Origin of the sequence: Mesorhizobium sp. NPDC059054, assembly GCF_042739215.1 — a bacterium.
In the GTDB taxonomy this organism is placed as follows: Bacteria; Pseudomonadota; Alphaproteobacteria; order Rhizobiales; family Rhizobiaceae; genus Mesorhizobium.
On the sequence record NZ_JBHYHV010000001.1, the window covers coordinates 61,460 to 78,369 of the forward strand.

General features: G+C 63.5%; 15 protein-coding genes. 12 read left to right on the forward strand and 3 right to left on the reverse strand.

Translation table 11 applies throughout. The features are described from left to right. The first annotated feature begins 10 nt into the window (after positions 1–10). The 6 genes from ACFWXH_RS00310 to ACFWXH_RS00335 all read left to right on the forward strand — a co-directional run bounded on the left by ACFWXH_RS00310 (position 11) and on the right by ACFWXH_RS00335 (position 7,113). Positions 11–1,576 (forward strand): phytoene desaturase family protein, encoded by a 1,566-nt coding sequence (locus ACFWXH_RS00310; protein ID WP_379116506.1) that lies wholly within the window; start codon positions 11–13, stop codon positions 1,574–1,576. Then, positions 1,573–2,058: a MarR family winged helix-turn-helix transcriptional regulator gene (locus tag ACFWXH_RS00315; RefSeq protein ID WP_244483271.1), complete on the forward strand. Its 486-nt coding sequence runs from the start codon at positions 1,573–1,575 to the stop codon at positions 2,056–2,058. Before ACFWXH_RS00310 ends, ACFWXH_RS00315 begins: the two co-directional genes overlap by 4 nt. Positions 2,059–2,180: 122 nt before the next feature. Continuing rightward, entirely contained in the window at positions 2,181–2,717 is a 537-nt protein-coding gene (locus ACFWXH_RS00320; protein ID WP_379118891.1) for a VOC family protein, read from the forward strand. A 12-nt stretch (positions 2,718–2,729) separates the two neighbouring features. Beyond that, positions 2,730–4,883 (forward strand): thiamine pyrophosphate-dependent enzyme, encoded by a 2,154-nt coding sequence (locus tag ACFWXH_RS00325; protein ID WP_379116508.1) that lies wholly within the window; start codon positions 2,730–2,732, stop codon positions 4,881–4,883. Then, on the forward strand, positions 4,880–6,451 hold the full coding sequence (locus ACFWXH_RS00330; protein WP_379116511.1) for an indolepyruvate oxidoreductase subunit beta family protein: 1,572 nt from the start codon (positions 4,880–4,882) through the stop codon (positions 6,449–6,451). The genes ACFWXH_RS00325 and ACFWXH_RS00330 overlap by 4 nt, the downstream gene beginning before the upstream one ends. Before the next feature lie 149 nt (positions 6,452–6,600). Beyond that, complete coding sequence (locus tag ACFWXH_RS00335; RefSeq protein ID WP_379116513.1) at positions 6,601–7,113, forward strand: MarR family winged helix-turn-helix transcriptional regulator; 513 nt, start codon at positions 6,601–6,603, stop codon at positions 7,111–7,113. A gap of 81 nt (positions 7,114–7,194) precedes the next feature. Here the strand turns inward: ACFWXH_RS00335 and ACFWXH_RS00340 are convergent, their stop codons facing one another. The 3 genes from ACFWXH_RS00340 to ACFWXH_RS00350 form a co-directional block, all read right to left on the reverse strand. Further along, complete coding sequence (locus ACFWXH_RS00340) at positions 7,195–8,118, reverse strand: ABC transporter permease (RefSeq protein WP_054309371.1); 924 nt, start codon at positions 8,116–8,118, stop codon at positions 7,195–7,197. Positions 8,119–8,123: 5 nt separating this feature from the next. After that, a complete protein-coding gene (locus tag ACFWXH_RS00345) occupies positions 8,124–8,903 on the reverse strand; it encodes an ABC transporter ATP-binding protein (RefSeq protein ID WP_379116515.1) in 780 nt (259 codons plus the stop codon). A 129-nt stretch (positions 8,904–9,032) separates the two neighbouring features. Continuing rightward, entirely contained in the window at positions 9,033–10,019 is a 987-nt protein-coding gene (locus ACFWXH_RS00350) for an ABC transporter substrate-binding protein (protein ID WP_054309369.1), read from the reverse strand. Positions 10,020–10,196: 177 nt separating this feature from the next. On the opposite strand from ACFWXH_RS00350, the gene ACFWXH_RS00355 reads away from it, so the two are divergent. The 6 genes from ACFWXH_RS00355 (at position 10,197) to ACFWXH_RS00380 (ending at position 16,843) form a co-directional block, all read left to right on the forward strand. Continuing rightward, a complete protein-coding gene (locus ACFWXH_RS00355; RefSeq protein ID WP_054309368.1) occupies positions 10,197–10,937 on the forward strand; it encodes a GntR family transcriptional regulator in 741 nt (246 codons plus the stop codon). A gap of 219 nt (positions 10,938–11,156) precedes the next feature. Next, on the forward strand, positions 11,157–13,481 hold the full coding sequence (locus ACFWXH_RS00360; protein ID WP_379116518.1) for a bifunctional salicylyl-CoA 5-hydroxylase/oxidoreductase: 2,325 nt from the start codon (positions 11,157–11,159) through the stop codon (positions 13,479–13,481). Then, a complete protein-coding gene (locus ACFWXH_RS00365) occupies positions 13,478–14,257 on the forward strand; it encodes an SDR family NAD(P)-dependent oxidoreductase (RefSeq protein ID WP_379116520.1) in 780 nt (259 codons plus the stop codon). The genes ACFWXH_RS00360 and ACFWXH_RS00365 overlap by 4 nt, the downstream gene beginning before the upstream one ends. 23 nt (positions 14,258–14,280) lie before the next feature. Continuing rightward, positions 14,281–14,736, forward strand: a complete 456-nt coding sequence (locus ACFWXH_RS00370) for a cupin domain-containing protein (protein WP_054309365.1) — start codon at positions 14,281–14,283, stop codon at positions 14,734–14,736. 74 nt (positions 14,737–14,810) lie between these two features. After that, a complete protein-coding gene (locus ACFWXH_RS00375; protein ID WP_379116522.1) occupies positions 14,811–15,653 on the forward strand; it encodes an enoyl-CoA hydratase family protein in 843 nt (280 codons plus the stop codon). Positions 15,654–15,655: 2 nt separating this feature from the next. Further along, the gene (locus ACFWXH_RS00380) at positions 15,656–16,843 is read left to right on the forward strand and encodes an acyl-CoA dehydrogenase family protein (protein WP_054309363.1); all 1,188 of its coding nucleotides are present in this window, start codon (positions 15,656–15,658) and stop codon (positions 16,841–16,843) included. Positions 16,844–16,910: the final 67 nt, after the last annotated feature.

Below are 16,910 nucleotides of genomic sequence, written 5' to 3' on the forward strand. Positions count from 1 at the left end.
ATTGATCACCGTGGCCTACGATCACATCATCATCGGCAGCGGCATCAACGGGCTTGTGGCGGCGGCGATGCTGTCCAAATCGGGCGCGCGGGTGCTGCTCCTGGAGCGCGAGCAGCGTCTCGGCGGCTGCATGTTCAGCGCCGAGGCGACGCTTCCGGGCTTCACGCACGACGTGATGGCGGCCACTTTCGTTCTTTTCCTGACCGGGCCTGCCCATGGCGCGCTCGGTCAGGATCTCGCTCGTCACGGGCTTGAATTCTGCCACACGCCGCATCCGACGGCGGCGCTGCGTCCCGACGGGTCGAGCGTCGTGCTGACCACGGATCGTGCAGCCAATGTGAAGACCTTCAACGGTCTGTCGTCGGGCGACGGCGATCGCCACGCCGCCGATGTCGGTTCGATCGAAGCCAGCGCCGAACTGTTGTTCGGCCTGCTCGGAGGTCAACTATGGAGCTTCGCCACCGCGAAATTGCTGGCGCGCGAGGCTTGGCGGCGCGGCCTGCGCGGTCTGGTCGACTATTTCGGCGGCGCCCTGGCGCCTGCACGCGGCTGGCTGGAAACAAGCTACAAGTCGCCGCAGATCCAGGCATTGCATGCGCCCTGGGCGCTGCATTGCGGGCTGTCGCCGGAAGACACCTATTCCGCCCAGATGGGCAAGGTCATCGCCTTTGCGCTGGAAGCGGCCGGCGCCCCCATCGTCAAGGGCGGTGCCGGCAAGGCGGTCGATGCTTTCCGCGCACTGATTGAAGAACAGGGCGGCACCATCAGGACAGGCGCCGATGTCGAGCGTATCCTGGTTCGTGCCGGCAAGGCCGCCGGTGTCCGGCTTGCCAGCGGGGAAGAGATCGAGGCTTCGAAATCCGTCATCGCTTCCGTTGCGCCTGGCCAGCTTTATGGGCGTCTGCTCGGGCCGGACGCTCCGTCTCAGGCAAAGGATGCGACGCGTGCCTACCGCCATGGCCGCGGCAATTTCCAACTTCACTATGCGCTCGACCGTGCGCCGCGCTGGCACGCCGAGGGCCTCGAGAAGGTGGCGCTCATCCATCTCACCGACGGCATCGACGCGGTCTCCAAGTCGCACAATGAAGCGATGCGCGGCATGCTGCCGGCAACGCCTACCATGTGCGTCGGACAACCGGCCTCGCTCGACCCGTCCCGCTGCCCCGAAGGCAAGGCGATCCTCTGGATCCAGGTTCCCGACGCGCCGCGCACGATCAAGGGCGATGCGGCGGGCGAGATCACTACGCAAGGCGCATGGGACGAAGCGACGCGCGAGGCGTTTGCCGACCGCCTCGAGGCGATCCTGGCAAACCACATCGAAGGGTTCCGCGAGACGGTGCTGGCGCGGCGCGCCTATTCGCCGGCCGATCTCGAAGCGATGAACATCAACCTGGTCGGCGGCGATCCCTATGGCGGCGCCTGTACCATCGACCAGTTCTTCGTGTGGCGGCCATTCGCAGGGTCGGTCAACCACCGCAGCGCGGTCAAATCACTTTATCATATCGGCGCCTCGACCCATCCGGGTCCGGGCCTCGGCGGCGGGTCGGGCTTCCTCGTGACCAAGGAGTTCCGGTGAACGAACGCACGATCATAGGTGATGATACCGAAGGCCCGCGGCTCGGCGAGATAGGGCTGCAGCAATTCGCGCCCTATCTGATGAACCGCATCATGGGGCGCTACAATGCCTCGCTGCGCGAAGACCTCGCCAAGCTCGGACTGACCACGCCGAAGATGCGGGCGCTGGCCGTGTTGTCGGTGATCGACAACCTCGCCATTAGCCGACTGGCCGTTTACGCCATCACCGAGCAGTCGACGCTCAGCCGGGCACTCGATGCGCTGGAAGCGGACGGGTTGGTGCGCCGCACCGCTGATCCGGAAGACAGCCGCGCCACGCGCATCTCCATCACCGAGGCTGGCCGCGCCGCTTTCGAGACGCTGTGGCCGACCATGCGCCATACCTACAATCACATGTTCGCGGGCATCGACGCGGCCGAGCACGCCGCCTTCGTGGCGACCTTGCAGAAGATCCTGCTCAACGTGCGCAAGCATGAATTCTGACCAAGCCAATCGCATGATTTGAAAGCATAAAATTCCAGCCAAGCGTCGATCCGAGGACCGAGATGAGCAAGAATTTCCTGATCGCAACCGCACTCGCCGCCGTGCTCTGGCCGGCGCATGTCATGGCCGAGCCGATGCCCGGGGTTCGCGGCATCAATCACATCGGCCTGACAGTACCGGACATCAAGGCGGCCGAAAGCTTCTTCGTCGACGTGATGGGGTGCCAGAAGGCGACGAGCTTCGGTCCGTTTCGTGACGACAAGGGCGACTTCATGAAGGATCTTGTCGACGTGGACCCGCGCGCGGTGATCAACGAGATCACGCTGCTGCGCTGCCAGTCCGGTTCGAACATCGAGCTGTTCGACTACAGCGCGCCCGACAAGAAGGATGTACGGCCACGCAATTCCGACAATGGCGGCCATCACATCGCCTTCTATGTCGACGACATTGATGCGGCGGCGAAATATCTGACCGCCAAGGGCATCCGCACGCTCAAGGGCCCGATGCCGGTCAATGAAGGTCCTGCCGCCGGCCAGTCTATCCTCTACTTCTTCGCGCCGTGGGGCCTGCAACTCGAGGCTATCTCGTTCCCGAAAGGCATGGCCTACGAGAAGAACGGCGGCACGGTGTTGTGGTCGAACACGGACCCATCGAAATAAGGAAAGCGCGCCATGGCAGAACGGTCATTCGCCAAGGAGGTGAAGAAGCTGAAACTCGGAGCCGGTGAGGAGTTCACCGGGGAAGGGATTCTGGCCATCACCAAGGCGCTGCTGCAATGCGGCGTCGGATATGTCGGCGGCTACCAGGGCGCGCCGATCAGCCACCTGATGGACGTGCTGGCGGACTCGCAGGAAATCCTGGCCGAGCTCGGCGTGCATTTCGAGGCGAGCGCCTCGGAAGCCACCGCCACCGCCATGCTGGCCGCCTCCGTGCATTACCCGATCCGCGGCGCCGCCACCTTCAAGTCGACGGTCGGCACCAACGTCGCCTCCGACGCTTTGGCCAATCTTGCTTCCGGCGGCGTCACCGGTGGGGCCCTGATCATCGTCGGCGAGGACTACGGTGAAGGTTCCTCCATCATGCAGGAGCGCAGCCACGCCTTCGCGATGAAGAGCCAGGTCTGGCTGCTCGATCCGCGTCCGAACCTGCCGTCCATTGTTGCCGCAGTCGAACATGGTTTCGAACTGTCGGAAGCTTCCAACACGCCGGTCATGCTGCAGGTGCGTATCCGCTGCTGCCACGTGCATGGTTCCTTCACCGCCAAGGACAATGTCCGCCCTGCGATGACCGTGGCGGATGCGCTGGAAAATCCGCGCCGCGACACGCAGCGCATCGTGCTGCCGCCCGCATCGTTCCTGCACGAGAAGGAAAAGATTTCCAAACGCCTGCCGGCGGCGATCGACTACATCAAGCGTCACCAGCTCAATGAGACCTTCGGCGGCTCCGGCAAGGTCGGCATCATCATGCAGGGCGGCATGTACAACGGTGTCATCCGCGCACTGCAGCGGCTCGGCCTTGCCGATGTCTATGGCGAAACGGAAGTGCCGCTGCACGTGCTCAATGTCACCTATCCGCTGGTCGAGGACGACCTTGTCGCCTTCTGCGCCGACAAGGATGCGGTGCTGATCGTGGAAGAAGGTCAGCCCGACTACATCGAGCAGGCGCTGGGTTCGATGCTCTACAAGGCCGGCGCTTCGGTGAAGCTGGAAGGCAAGGGTGTGCTGCCGATGGCCGGAGAGTATTCCGGCGACGTCATGCTGTCCGGCATCGGCGCCTTCATGCGCAAGCATGGCAGCGACCTGCTGGCGCCGGAAATCCGCGCGCCCAACGTGCCGGCACCGCCGATCTTCGACGATCTCGCCAAGACCGTGCCGATGCGCCCGCCGGGCTTCTGCATCGGTTGCCCGGAACGACCGATCTTCGCCGCGACCAAACTGGCCGAGCAGGAGCTCGGCAAACACCACATCGCATCCGATATCGGCTGCCATCTGTTCTCGATCATGCCGCCCTTCGAACTGGGCGCCACGACGATGGGTTATGGTCTTGGCCCAGCTTCGGCTTCCGCCTTCAATTCACCTGAGGCCAAGCGACGGTCCATCTCCTTCGTCGGCGATGGCGGTTTCTGGCACAACGGCCTGACCTCCTCGATCGGCAACGCCGTCTTCAACAAGAACGACGGCGTGATCGTGGTCGTGGACAACTACTATTCGGCCGCGACCGGCGGTCAGGACATCCTGTCTTCGCGCGCCTCCAACCGCACCAAGTCGACCAAACATCCGATCACCGATGCCATCAAGGGCATGGGGGTGAACTGGGTGCGTCACATCGAGCGCACCTATGATGTCGGCACGATGCGCGACACGCTGAAAGAGGCGCTGACGACGGAGGAGAAGGGACCAAAGGTCATCGTCGCTTCGTCCGAATGCATGCTCAACCGCCAGCGCCGCGAGGCGCCGCTGAAGAAGAAGGCGATTGCCGAAGGCAAGCGCATGGTGAAGACCAAGTTCGGCGTCGACGAGGATGTCTGCACCGGCGATCACGCCTGCATGCGCCTCTCCGGCTGTCCGTCGCTGACGGTCAAGCATCTCGACGATCCGCTGCGTGACGATCCGGTGGCAGCGATCGACGAGAATTGCGTCGGCTGCGGCAATTGCGGCGAGGTGGCCGATGCCGCTGTGCTGTGCCCGTCCTTCTACCAGGCCGATGTGATTTCCAACCCGACGGGCTGGGATCGTTTCTGGTTCGGCCTGCGCCAGCGCGTTATCGCCGCACTGCAGGGCTGGCGTGAACGCGGCCGGCCGGTTTTTGGAGACGTCGCGGCATGAAATTCGGTCTGCCGGAAGCGCCGGATACGACCGGCCGTATCATCAAGATCTGTATCCTGGCCGTGGGCGGGCAGGGCGGCGGCGTGCTGAGCGGTTGGGTGACCGATGTCGCGCAGCGCGCAGGCTGGCACGTTCAGTCGACTTCCGTGGCCGGCGTCGCCCAACGCACCGGCGCCACGATCTACTATGTCGAGATGCTGCCGCGTGACCCAAAGCGACCGAATGACAGTCCTGTGCTCTCGCTCAGCCCTTCACCGGGTGACGTCGACATCCTTGTCGCCGCCGAACTCGCGGAAGCCGGCCGTGCTGTGCTGCGCGGTTTCGTGACGCCCGATCGCACCACGCTGATCGCTTCAAGCCACCGCATGCTGGCGGTGTCGGAAAAGATCGTGCCGGGCGACGGCCGCGCCGATTCCGACACGGTATCACGTCGTGCCGGCGAGGCCGCCAAACGGCTGATCCACTTCGACATGGAGACAATGGCAAAGAAGGCCGGCAGCGTGGTCTCCGCAAGCCTGTTCGGCGCGCTGGCCGGCTCTGGCGAGCTCCCTTTCTCGCGCGAGCAGTTCGAAGCGACCATCAGGGCAGGCGGCAAGGGAACCGAGGCCAGCCTTGCCGCCTTCGCGCTCGCTTATGATCGGGCTGCAGGTGCCGAAGCACCTGTTGCTGCGTCCGACACGAAAGCAAAGCAGACCAGGGACACGGTTCTGCCGAAGTCGCTGCAGCGCGGATGGGAAGCCCTGTCTGCCCGCACTGCCGCACTGCCGCAGCCGGTTCGCGAGCTGGCCGAGCCCGGTCTGCGCAAGGTGGTCGACTTCCTCGATCTCGCCTATGGCGAAGACTACCTGTCGGAGCTGGAACGCCTCGTGGCGGCGGACAAGGAGGCCGAAGGCTACGCCTTCTCGCGGGAGGCCGCGAAATATGTCGCCAACGCCATGGTCTATGACGATATCATCCGGGTCGCCGACCTGAAGACCCGGCCGGGACGCTCGCAGCGCGTTCGCGACGAAGTGCATCTCGGCAAGAGCCAGACCCTTGCGACCACTGAATATTTCCACCCGCGCATGGAGGAGATGGTCGGCCTGATGCCGGCCGGTCTCGGGGCTGCCTTGGATGCACGGCCCAATATGATGAAAGCGTTCAACCGCTTCATCGATCGTGGCCGCCGCATCCGCACCGATACGATCTTCGGCTTCGGCATGTTGTGGACGATCGGCGGCCTGCGCCGCTGGCGCCGCGGCCTGCTGCGGCACAAGGTCGAGGCGGCGCATATGCGCGAATGGCTGCAGCTTGCGGAAGCCGAACGCGGCCAGGACTACGCGCTCGGGGTCGAGGTGCTGAAATGCCGGCGCCTGATCAAGGGCTATTCCGACACCCATGCGCGCGGCCATTCCAAATTCGACAAGGTGTTGGCCTGCCTGCCCATGCTGCGCGGCCGTGGCGATGCAGCGGACTGGGTGAGGCGCCTGCGCGAAGCCGCTCTTGCCGATGCTGACGGTGTCGCCTTGGACGGCGCCATCAAGACGGTACGCTCCTTCGCGGATGATCCCGGCACGTTGGCGGGTTGATTTGGCCGGGTCCGTTTCGATTGACGGACCCTGCAGTTACTTTATGCTTTGACCATCATGGATGGAGTCGAGGCCATCTGCGAGCCGTGCCGGGGGGCACGGAGTGTTTGGTGGGGCGCCCGCGAGATGCGGCAGGGGTGGGTTCATCGATGGCGGAAACAGATATCGAAGGCTGGCTCGACAGCGAGACCAAGGTAGTCGAAGCGCCGGCCGATCATGGCGACGAGACACGGCTGTGGCTGCGCCTGCTCACCTGCACAACGCTGATTGAAGCGGAAGTCCGTCGCCAGCTGCGCGAGGAATTCGACTTCACCTTGCCGCGTTTCGATCTGCTGGCTCAGCTCGAGCGGGCGGAAGACGGCATGGTGCTGGGCGAAGTTTCGCGCCGCATGATGGTGTCGGCTGGCAATCTCACCGCGCTGGTGGAGCGCCTTGTCGAGAGCGGCCATATCAGCCGTACCACGTCGCCGACGGATCGCCGCGTGCAGATCGTGGCGCTTACGGCCTTTGGGCGCAAGGAATTCCGCAAGATGGCCGACCGCCACGGCGATTGGATTGGCGCGCTGTTCCAGGGGCTTTCGTCGCGTGACCGTGAGGTGCTGATGAAGGAACTGGGCAAACTGAAGGGTTCGATCCGCGGCGCGCTTGCGGGCAACGCCTGACAGCGAATCGAACGGCGATCTAGGATCAAACCATCTTTTCCCGAATTGAAGAGGCCGTGCATCGCATGGCCTCTTTTGTTGTCACTCCCGCATCACTTCGCGGGCGGCGCCGGGTGCCCGGCCGCGCTTAAGGCTGGGCAATGCCAGCATCAGGAGCACGAACAGGCCCGTGGCCAGCTTCAGATCGGGCGGCGGCATGCCGGCGGCCAGACACAGCGAGACGAGCTGATAGTAGACGACGGCGCCGACGAAAGGCGCCGCCAGTTGGCGCAGCACCGTCTGCTTGCCGGTGATCGCCTCACCGATCATCAACGCTGCGAGGCCGTTGATGAGGATGCCGAGCCCCATATTGACGTCGGCGAAGCCCTGCGACTGCACCATCAGCGAGCCGCTGAGCGCCGAGAAAGCGCTGGCCAGGCCAACGCCACCAATCGTCGCCGTCCAGACATTGATGCCCTGCGCTTCGGCCATGTCCGGATTGGAGCCGACGGCCCGCACGCCGGTGCCGCGCTCGGTCTTGAAGTAGAGATAAAGCAGCACGAGCACGAGCAGGCCGATGGCGCCGGCGATGACGATCTTGGTGCTCGGGAAACCCGGCTGGCCGAAGGGCGACCAGTTGAACAGCGATTCCATGCCGAACACCGACAGGTTCGAACGGCCCATGATTCGCAAGTTGATCGAATAGAGCATCGTCATCATCAGGATGCCGGCCAGCAGTGTGTGGATCCGGAAGCGCAGATGGATGTAGGCGGTGCAGCAGCCGGCGGCGAAGCCGGCGATGAGCGCGGCCGCGATTGCCGTCAGCGGCGATTGGCCTGCGGCCAGCAGCACACCGGCGACACAGCCGCCCAGCGGGAAGGCACCCTCGCTGGTCAGGTCCGGGAAGGAGAGCATCCTGAACGGGATCATGATGCCCAGCACGACGAAAGCGAGGATGAGGCTCTGCGCCAGCGTGACGGGAACGAGCGCGACGAAGCTCGAGAAGATATCCTGGATCATGGCCATGGCGGTCAGCTCGCGAGCAGCATGCGGTCGGTCTTGACGGCGAAATGGCCGATCAGGTCCGCGACGGAGGTCTGTTTCTTCTCTTCGCCGCCGATCTCGAGGCGAACCTTGCCGGCGTCGAGCATGAGGATGCGGTTTCCATAGTCGACGGCATGCTGCATGTTGTGCGTCACCATCAGCGTGGTGAGTTTCAACGCCTCGACTGCCCGCACCGTCGCCTTCATGACGATGTCGGCTGTGCGCGGATCGAGTGCTGCGGTGTGTTCGTCCAGCAGAAGCAGTTCCGGTTCGCCACCCACGGCCATGATCAGCGAAAGCGATTGACGCTGGCCGCCCGAAAGCAATTCGACACGCGTATCCAGCCGGTTCTCGAGGCCAAGGCCGAGCAGCGCCAGCCGTTCCTTGTAGGCGGCAAGCCGCGTGGCGTTAAGGCCTTGGCGCAGCCGGCGCTTCTGGCTTCGCAGGTCGGCCAGCAGCATGTTTTCGGCCACCGTCATCGAGGCGGCGGTGCCTTTCATCGGATCCTGGAAGACACGGGCGAGCTTGGCGGCTCGCTTGTATACCGGCATGCCGGTCACGTCGGTGTCGTTGATCTGCACTTTGCCCGAGTCGAGGATCAACGCGCCGGAAATGGCGTTGAGCATGCTGCTCTTGCCGGCGCCGTTGGAGCCGATGACGACGCCGAAGTCACCCGTTTTGAGCGACAGGCTCAGACCGTCGAGCGCGATCTTCTCGTCGGCTTGTCCTTTGAAGAATACCTTGCGTGCCGATTTTATTTCCAGCATCCGCACCTCCTGGCGCAACAATCCGGTGGCGAGCCTCGCCTGCCATGACGTGCGCTGACCCAATTTAAGAAAAAACGGCGCCCGAGTTGCAGTTCCGGGCGCCGCCACGCAATCCTCAGTCCAGCCAGATCAGTCGGCGAAGCACTTGCAATCGTCGAGTGCTGCCGGGATCTTCAGGCCGAAGTCAGCGGCGACCTTCTTCGAGATCAGCGGGCTGTGATCGGCGTAGGCCGGACGGAACGGCGGGATTTCCTTAGGGTCCTTGCCCTTCAGGATCTCGGCAGCGATCTTGCCGGCGGCGAGGCCGACCTGGTCGTAGTTGACCGCGAAGCTGGCCGGAACCACACCCTTGCGCACGGCACCGTCGTCGGAGTTGACGATCGGGATGCCGGCCTGGCGGGCAGCGGCCGAAACCGCGGCGATAGCCGGCTGCAGCAGGTTCGAAGCCGGCGTGTAGATCACGTCTGCCTTGCCCTTGAGCGAAGCGATGCGCTGCTGGATGTCGTTGACGTTGTCGACGCCGACGGCGACGACTTCAAAACCGGCCTTCGGAGCGGCTTCCTTGATCTTGTCCAGCACGGCCACGTCATTGGCTTCGCCGGGGTTGTAGGGCACGCCGAAGCGCTTGGCTTCCGGCAGCAGCTTCTTGGTGAATTCCATCACCGCCGACACGTCCTGCAAATCGGACGAACCGGTGATGCCGGTGTCGCCGGCTTCCCACGACGGGACCAGCTTGGCGGCGACCGGATCGGTCACTGCGGTGAAGACGATGTTGATGCCGCTTCCGGCGAGCTGCTGCTTGGCGATCTGCGAGACCGGGGTCGTCACGGTGTAGATCAGCTTCGGGTTCTCGGCCTTCAGCTTCTCGATCATCTGCGGAACCAGCGTGGCGTCGAAATTGGTGTGGCTTTCGGTGAAGACCACATCCTTGCCTTCGACGAAGCCGCTCTCGGCCAGGCCCTTCTTGAAGCCGGCGATCGAGGCGTTGAGCTGCGGATGCTCGCCGAAATTGGCGATGCCGATGCGGATCGGATCTGCGGCGGCGCTGACGACGCTGGCGATCAGCGAACCTGCAAGTACTATTCCGGACAGCCATCCGGCCTTAGACGAAATCATGTTTTCCTCCCAGATTAGGCAAGCGGCCGTCTCTCCCCGGCGCCCCAGATAACATCATAGCGGGTCGGCAAACCTTGTCAAAAGGTTTATATATAAAATATCTGCTGTGGATGTTTGATATATTATTTTGCCGATAGGCCCGTCAAATATATGATCCTTGCGTGGAGGAGAAGTGTGATGCGGGACGAGGAGCCCTCGACCAAGACGGAAGCGGCCTATTTGCGGCTGCGGCGTGACATTCTGACCACGCGGCTGGAGCCGGGTACGCCGCTGAAGCTGGGTGCGCTGAACCAGATCTACGGTTTCGGCTGGACACCGCTGCGCGAGGCGCTGTCGCGCCTGGAGGCGGAGAAACTGGTCACGGCAGTGAGCAATCGTGGTTTTGCCGTGGCGCCGGTCTCACGCGCGGAACTGGAGGACCTTATCCGTGCGCGTGAAGTGGTCGAGCTGCCGTTGCTGGAAGAATCCATCCGCAAAGGCGGAGCCGAGTGGGAATCGGCGGTGGTGACCGCGCACTATCGACTGTCGCGCTGCAAGTTCTCACCGGAAGATCCATCCGAAGCCGCGGTTGAGGAGTGGGACGAGCGCCACGCCGCCTTTCACGCCGCGCTCGTCAGTGCCTCAAGTTCTGCCTGGTTGCTACGTTTCCAGGCGATGGTCTACGATCAGCTTCGCCGTCACCAGCATTTCCTGAGCCTTGCGCCGATGTTGCGCGCCGCGCGCGGACGCGGCGGCAACTTCGAGAAGGCGGTTGCGGCGCTGCATGACGCCATGGGCATCGATCACCACACTGCCTTGATGGACGCTGCCTTCGATCGCGACATAGAGCGTGCGCGCGTGCTGATGACGGAGCATATTTCCTTTACTCTGCAGGCCTTCGTCACGTTCGAAGGTGTCGATGCCGGCGAGGCGGCCTAGCAGTGGTGCGTTAGCTCTCTTCCGGAACGGTGCGGAAAATAGGCGGTTATGCAACCGGCGGCTCCTGATTGAGACGCGGCGGGCGGCGAAGCTTTGATCGTCGGCCGAAAGATCGTTGTCTCCAATCATTTTAAGCTTGAAATATCTGCCGATAGGCCCCACTATCGTTTCATGGTTCACGCATGGCCCCAACCGGCCGTGAGCAGAGCGGAGATGACCATGAAGATTGTGTGCATCGGCGGCGGACCGGCCGGGCTCTATTTTGCCTTGCTGATGAAGAAGCAGAACCCGGAACATCATGTCACCGTGGTCGAGCGCAACCGCCCCTACGACACCTTCGGCTGGGGTGTCGTGTTCTCCGACGCCACCATGCAATCGATGCGCAAATGGGATCCGGAAACGGCGGCCACCATCGAGGACGCCTTCAACCACTGGGACGACATCGAACTGGTGTTCAAGGGCCGCAAGATCCGTACCACCGGCCACGGCTTCGTCGGCATCGGCCGTAAGAAGATGCTGAACATCCTGCAGGATCGTTGCGTCGAACTCGGTGTCGAGCTGGTGTTCGAGCGGGAAGTGACGGGCGACGAGGAATTCCCCGATGCCGACCTCATCATCTCCTCGGACGGAGTCAATTCGCGCATCCGCAACAAATACGCCGACATCTTCCAGCCCGACATGGTGGTGCGTCCGAACCGTTTCATCTGGCTCGGCACCACCAAGGCTTTCGACGCTTTCACCTTCGATTTCCAGCGCACCCAGCATGGCTGGTTCCAGGCCCATATCTACCGTTTCGACGACAACACCTCGACCTTCATCGTCGAGACCACCGACGAAGTGTTCCAGGCGCATGGCCTCGACAAGATGGATCAGGACCAGTCCATCGCCTTCTGCGAAAAGCTGTTCGCCGAGACGCTGGACGGCCACAGCCTGATGACCAACGCGCGCCATATGCGCGGCTCGGCCTGGCTGAATTTCGGCCGTCTGATCTGCGGCAAGTGGAGCCATTTCAACGGCAACAGCCATGTCGTGCTGATGGGCGACAGCGCCCATACCGCGCATTTCGCCATCGGTTCAGGCACCAAGCTCGCCATCGATGACGCGATCGAGCTGACCAACCAGTTCAACATCGCCGGTCACGACGCCAGGAACATCCCGGCCGTACTGGAGGCTTACGAGGAAGTGCGCCGCGTCGATGTCGCGCGCATCCAGAACGCGGCGCGCAACGCCATGGAATGGTTCGAGGTGGTGGGCACGCGTTATGCCGACACGCTGGAACCGGAGCAGTTCATGTATTCGATGCTGACGCGCTCACAGCGCATCAGCCACGAGAATCTGCGCCTGCGCGACAAGGACTGGCTGGAGGGCTATGAGCGCTGGTTCGCCGAGCGTGCAGGTGCGCCAGCCCAGCCGAACGGCAAACCGATCCCGCCCATGTTCACACCCTATAGGGCGCGTGGCCTGACGTTGGCGAACCGCGTCATCGTCTCGCCTATGGCGATGTATTCCGCCAAGGACGGCATGCCGAACGACTTCCATCTGGTCCATCTCGGCTCCCGCGCCATGGGTGGCGCTTCGCTGGTGTTCCCGGAAATGATCTGCGTGTCGCCAGACGCGCGCATCACGCCAGGCTGCCTCGGCCTGTGGAACGAAGAACAGAAGGAAGGCTATCGCCGCCTTGTCGATTTCGTGCACAACGACACGCCGGCCAAGATCGGCATCCAGCTCGGTCATGCCGGCCGCAAGGGCGCGACCAAGGTTGCCTGGGAAGGGACCGACCAACCGGTGGAGCAGGGCGGCTGGCCGCTGATCTCAGCCTCCGCGATTCCCTATCTTCCGCATTCGGACGTGCCGCGCGCCGCCACGAAGGAGGATCTGGAAAGGATCAAGGCCGATTTCGTGCAGGCCGCGAAATGGGCCGACGAAGTCGGGTTCGATATCCTCGAACTGCACTGCGCGCACGGCTATCTGCTCTCCGCCTTCCTGTCGCCGCTGACCAATCATCGCGACGATGAATATGGTGGCGACCATGCGGCGCGCGCCAGATATCCGCTCGAGGTCTTCCATGCGATCCGTGCCGTCTGGCCTGAAGACAAGCCGATCTCGGTGCGTCTCTCGACCAACGACTGGTATGAGGGTGGCAACACGCCGGAGGATGCCGCAATCTTCGCGGCCATGTTCAAGGAAGCCGGCGCCGACCTGATCGATTGTTCGTCGGGGCAGGTGGTGAAGCAGGAAAAGCAGGTGTTTGGCCGCATGTGGCAGACGCCTTTCTCCGACAAGATCCGCAACGAGGTCCAGGTGCCGACCATCGCGGTCGGTGCGATCTCGGAGGCTGACCACGCCAATTCTGTGATCGCAGCCGGCCGGGCCGATCTCTGCGCCATTGCCCGCCCGCACCTCGCCGACCCGTCCTTCGTCATGCACGAGGCCGCGAAGGTCGGTTATTCCGGCCAGGTCTGGCCGAAGCAATATTATGCGAGCCGGCAGCAGTATGAAGCCAACCTGGCCCGCGCCGCAGCGGAAGCGGCGGGCCGCAAATGAGCGCTGTGCGCCATGCTCTCATCACCGGTGCCGGCAGCGGCATCGGCCGTGCCATCGCGCTCGCTTTGGCAAAGAGCGGCCATGTCGTCTCGCTGACTGGGCGCCGCGCCGGGCCGCTGGAAGAGGTCGCCAGGGAGATCGCGGCTGGCGGTGGCCAATCTGTCGTGATCGATGGGTTTGACGTCACGGATGCCTCGGCGGTCGCGGCGGGAAGCGCAAGGGCTATTGCCGCCTCCGGCGAGGTCTCGGTTCTGGTCAATTGTGCCGGCGAGGCGCCTTCGGCTCCGTTCGAGCGCACGGATGCAGCACTTTGGGGCCGCGTCATCAGCATCAATCTTACCGGCACCTTCCTCGTCACCCAGGCGTTGCTACCGTCGATCCGCAAGGCCGGCAAAGGCCGTATCGTCAATGTGGCCAGCACCGCGGGCCTGACCGGATACGCTTACGTTTCGGCCTATTGCGCCTCCAAGCATGGCGTCGTCGGCTTGACCCGGGCGCTGGCGCTGGAGTTGGCGCGCAGCGACATTACCGTCAACGCGGTCTGCCCCGGTTTCACCGACACGCCGCTGCTCGACGGCGCGGTCGACACCATTGTTGGCAAAACCGGCCGTACCGCCGATGAGGCACGCGCCAGCCTTGCGCGCGCCAATCCGCAGGGCCGTCTGGTGACGCCGCAGGAGGTTGCCGATGCAGTGTTGTGGCTGGTGTCCGAGGGGGCGGGCGCCATCACCGGCCAGGCGATCGCGGTCGCCGGCGGCGAAGTCATGGCCGGTTGAGAACATTAAAAAGGGAGGAACGCATGACTGAGAAAGCACTGGAAAAGGGCATCACTGAAAACGGCACCGGCTACGAAGCGACCGAGTGGAATATCCTCGGCCAGCGCTACTTTCCGAAGGCCACCTGTGCATCGAGCTTTGCCTTCGAGACCAACAGCGACGCCGGCCAATTCGTGCCGGTTCACATTCATCCGACGCAGGAGGAGTTCATCCTCGTGCAGGAGGGACAGCTGGAGCTGAAGCTCGACGGCAAGTGGTTCACCGCCAGGGCAGGCGACCTGGTACGCATGCCGCGCGGTGTCCCGCACGGCTATTTCAACAAGTCCGACAAGCCGGCGCGTGCGCTGTTCTGGGTGTCGCCGGCCGGCCGGCTCGAGGACCTGTTCAAGAAACTGCACAATCTCACCGATGTCGAGGAAGTGGTGCGGCTCTCGGCTGAGCATGACGTGGATTTCCTGCCGCCGTCGGCCAACGACTGACGAACGGCCGCATGACAAGACGACAGACCGGCACGCCGATGGCGTGCTGGGAGCAAGCAAGGATGGAATGAGCGATGACCGACGCGATGCTGGACAAGAAGCGCCCCTTCAAGGGCCACAAGGCCAAGCACTTCCTGTTCGAGACCGATGCGGACGGCCGTGTCGCCACGATCACGCTCAACCGGCCAGAGCGCAAGAACCCGCTGACCTTCGAGAGCTATGAGGAACTGGGCGACCTGTTCCGCTCGCTGCACAGGGCGAGCGACGTACGCGCCATCGTACTGACCGGCGCCGGTGACAATTTCTGCTCCGGTGGCGACGTGTTCGAGATCATCGAGCCGCTGACCAAGATGGCGATGCCGGAGCTCCTGGCCTTCACCCGCATGACCGGCGACCTGGTCCGCCAGATCCGCGCCTGCCCGCAGCCGATCATAGCTGCGGTCGACGGTATCTGCGCCGGCGCCGGAGCGATCCTGGCGATGAGCTCGGACTATCGCGTCGCCACTCCGGAAGCAAAGACCGCCTTCCTGTTCACCCGCGTCGGTCTGGCTGGTGCCGACATGGGCGCTTGCGGCATCCTTCCGCGTATCATCGGCCAGGGCCGCGCCGCCGAGCTGTTGTTCACCGGCCGCTCGATGTCGGCGGCCGAAGGACACGCCTGGGGCTTCTACAACGCGCTGCACGAGCGCCCCGCGTTGCTGGCCGAGGCGCAGCGTTTCGCCCGCAATCTCGCCGATGGACCGTGGTTTGCGCATTCGATGACCAAGAAGATGCTCGACCAGGAATGGTCGATGGGGATTGAGGAACTGATCGAATCCGAGGCCCAGGCGCAGGCCATCTGCATGGCGACGGGCGACTTCCGTCGCGCTTTCGAGGCCTTCGCCGCCAAGGCGAAGCCGGTTTTCGAAGGAAACTGACGATGGACCATCCGCAACGCTCCAGCGGCCCGACGCGGGATCATCTCGACTGGCCGTTTTTTGCCGAGAACCACAAGAAGCTTGCCGCCGACCTGGATCATTTCATTGCGAGCGGCAGTCTTGGTCATATCGACCATCACGATGCCGACGGCGCCTGCAAGGGGCTGGTTCGCAAGCTGGGCGCGGGTGGTTTCCTGCGCCACTGCGTGCCATCGGAATTCGGTGGCGCGGCTGCGGAAATCGACAGCCGTTCGCTCTGCCTGATCCGCGAAACACTCGCCTATGCCGATGGGCTGGCCGATTTCGCCTTTGCCATGCAAGGGTTGGGGACTGGCGCCATCAGCCTTTCAGGCTCGCCCGAGATCAAGCAGAGCATTTTGCCCAGGATCGCAAAGGGCGAACTGATCTCGGCCTTCGCACTGACCGAACCAGAAGCGGGCTCGGACGTCGCCGCGATGAGCACCTCGGCTGAGCGCCAGGGCGACGCGTTCGTGCTCAACGGCGAGAAGGTCTTCATCTCCAACGGCGGCATTGCCGACGTCTATACCGTCTTTGCCCGCACCGGCGAGGCTCCCGGCACGCGCGGCATCTCCGCCTTTGTCGTCCATGCCGATACGCCGGGTTTCCACATCGCAGAGCGCATCGAGACGATCGCGCCGCATCCGCTGGCTCGTATCCGCTTCGAAAACTGTCGCGTGCCGGCGGCGAACCTGCTCGGTCAGCCGGGTGAGGGCTTCAAGATCGCCATGCGCACGTTGGACATCTTCCGCCCATCCGTCGCCGCTGCTGCGCTCGGCTTTGCACGCCGCGCCCTGGACGAGGCGGTGGCACACGCCAAGTCGCGAAAAATGTTCGGCGCCACGCTTGCCGACCTGCCGACCGCGCAGAGCACGCTGGGCGAGATGGCAACGGCGATCGATGCCGCATCGCTCCTGACCGTGCGCACCGCCTGGCGGCGCGACGTGCAGAAACTGCCGATCACCCGCGAGGCGGCGATGGCCAAGATGACGGCCACGGAAAACGCGCAATGGGTGATCGACCAGGCGTTGCAGATGTTCGGTGGTCGTGGCGTGCGTGTCGGCGAGATTACCGAGACGCTGTACCGCGAGATCCGCGCACTGCGCATCTACGAGGGCGCCACCGAAGTTCAGAAGCTGATTATCGGCCGTGAGCTGATGAAGAGTGCTTAGAGAATCTTTGTTTCTACGCATCGTGCTTTCCGAAAATCGATCCCGATTTTCGGGCCGATGCGCTAAA

What these genes read in the sequence shown, in the direction of transcription:
- ACFWXH_RS00340 (WP_054309371.1), bottom strand. Translation starts at nt 8,118, where the DNA reads ATGGCCATGATCCAGGATATCTTCTCGAGCTTCGTCGCGCTCGTTCCC.
- ACFWXH_RS00320 (WP_379118891.1), top strand. Translation starts at nt 2,181, where the DNA reads ATGGCCGAGCCGATGCCCGGGGTTCGCGGCATCAATCACATCGGCCTG.
- ACFWXH_RS00370 (WP_054309365.1), top strand. Translation starts at nt 14,281, where the DNA reads ATGACTGAGAAAGCACTGGAAAAGGGCATCACTGAAAACGGCACCGGC.
- ACFWXH_RS00375 (WP_379116522.1), top strand. Translation starts at nt 14,811, where the DNA reads ATGACCGACGCGATGCTGGACAAGAAGCGCCCCTTCAAGGGCCACAAG.
- ACFWXH_RS00345 (WP_379116515.1), bottom strand. Translation starts at nt 8,903, where the DNA reads ATGCTGGAAATAAAATCGGCACGCAAGGTATTCTTCAAAGGACAAGCC.
- ACFWXH_RS00335 (WP_379116513.1), top strand. Translation starts at nt 6,601, where the DNA reads ATGGCGGAAACAGATATCGAAGGCTGGCTCGACAGCGAGACCAAGGTA.
- ACFWXH_RS00365 (WP_379116520.1), top strand. Translation starts at nt 13,478, where the DNA reads ATGAGCGCTGTGCGCCATGCTCTCATCACCGGTGCCGGCAGCGGCATC.
- ACFWXH_RS00330 (WP_379116511.1), top strand. Translation starts at nt 4,880, where the DNA reads ATGAAATTCGGTCTGCCGGAAGCGCCGGATACGACCGGCCGTATCATC.
- ACFWXH_RS00380 (WP_054309363.1), top strand. Translation starts at nt 15,656, where the DNA reads ATGGACCATCCGCAACGCTCCAGCGGCCCGACGCGGGATCATCTCGAC.
- ACFWXH_RS00355 (WP_054309368.1), top strand. Translation starts at nt 10,197, where the DNA reads ATGCGGGACGAGGAGCCCTCGACCAAGACGGAAGCGGCCTATTTGCGG.
- ACFWXH_RS00360 (WP_379116518.1), top strand. Translation starts at nt 11,157, where the DNA reads ATGAAGATTGTGTGCATCGGCGGCGGACCGGCCGGGCTCTATTTTGCC.
- ACFWXH_RS00350 (WP_054309369.1), bottom strand. Translation starts at nt 10,019, where the DNA reads ATGATTTCGTCTAAGGCCGGATGGCTGTCCGGAATAGTACTTGCAGGT.
- ACFWXH_RS00325 (WP_379116508.1), top strand. Translation starts at nt 2,730, where the DNA reads ATGGCAGAACGGTCATTCGCCAAGGAGGTGAAGAAGCTGAAACTCGGA.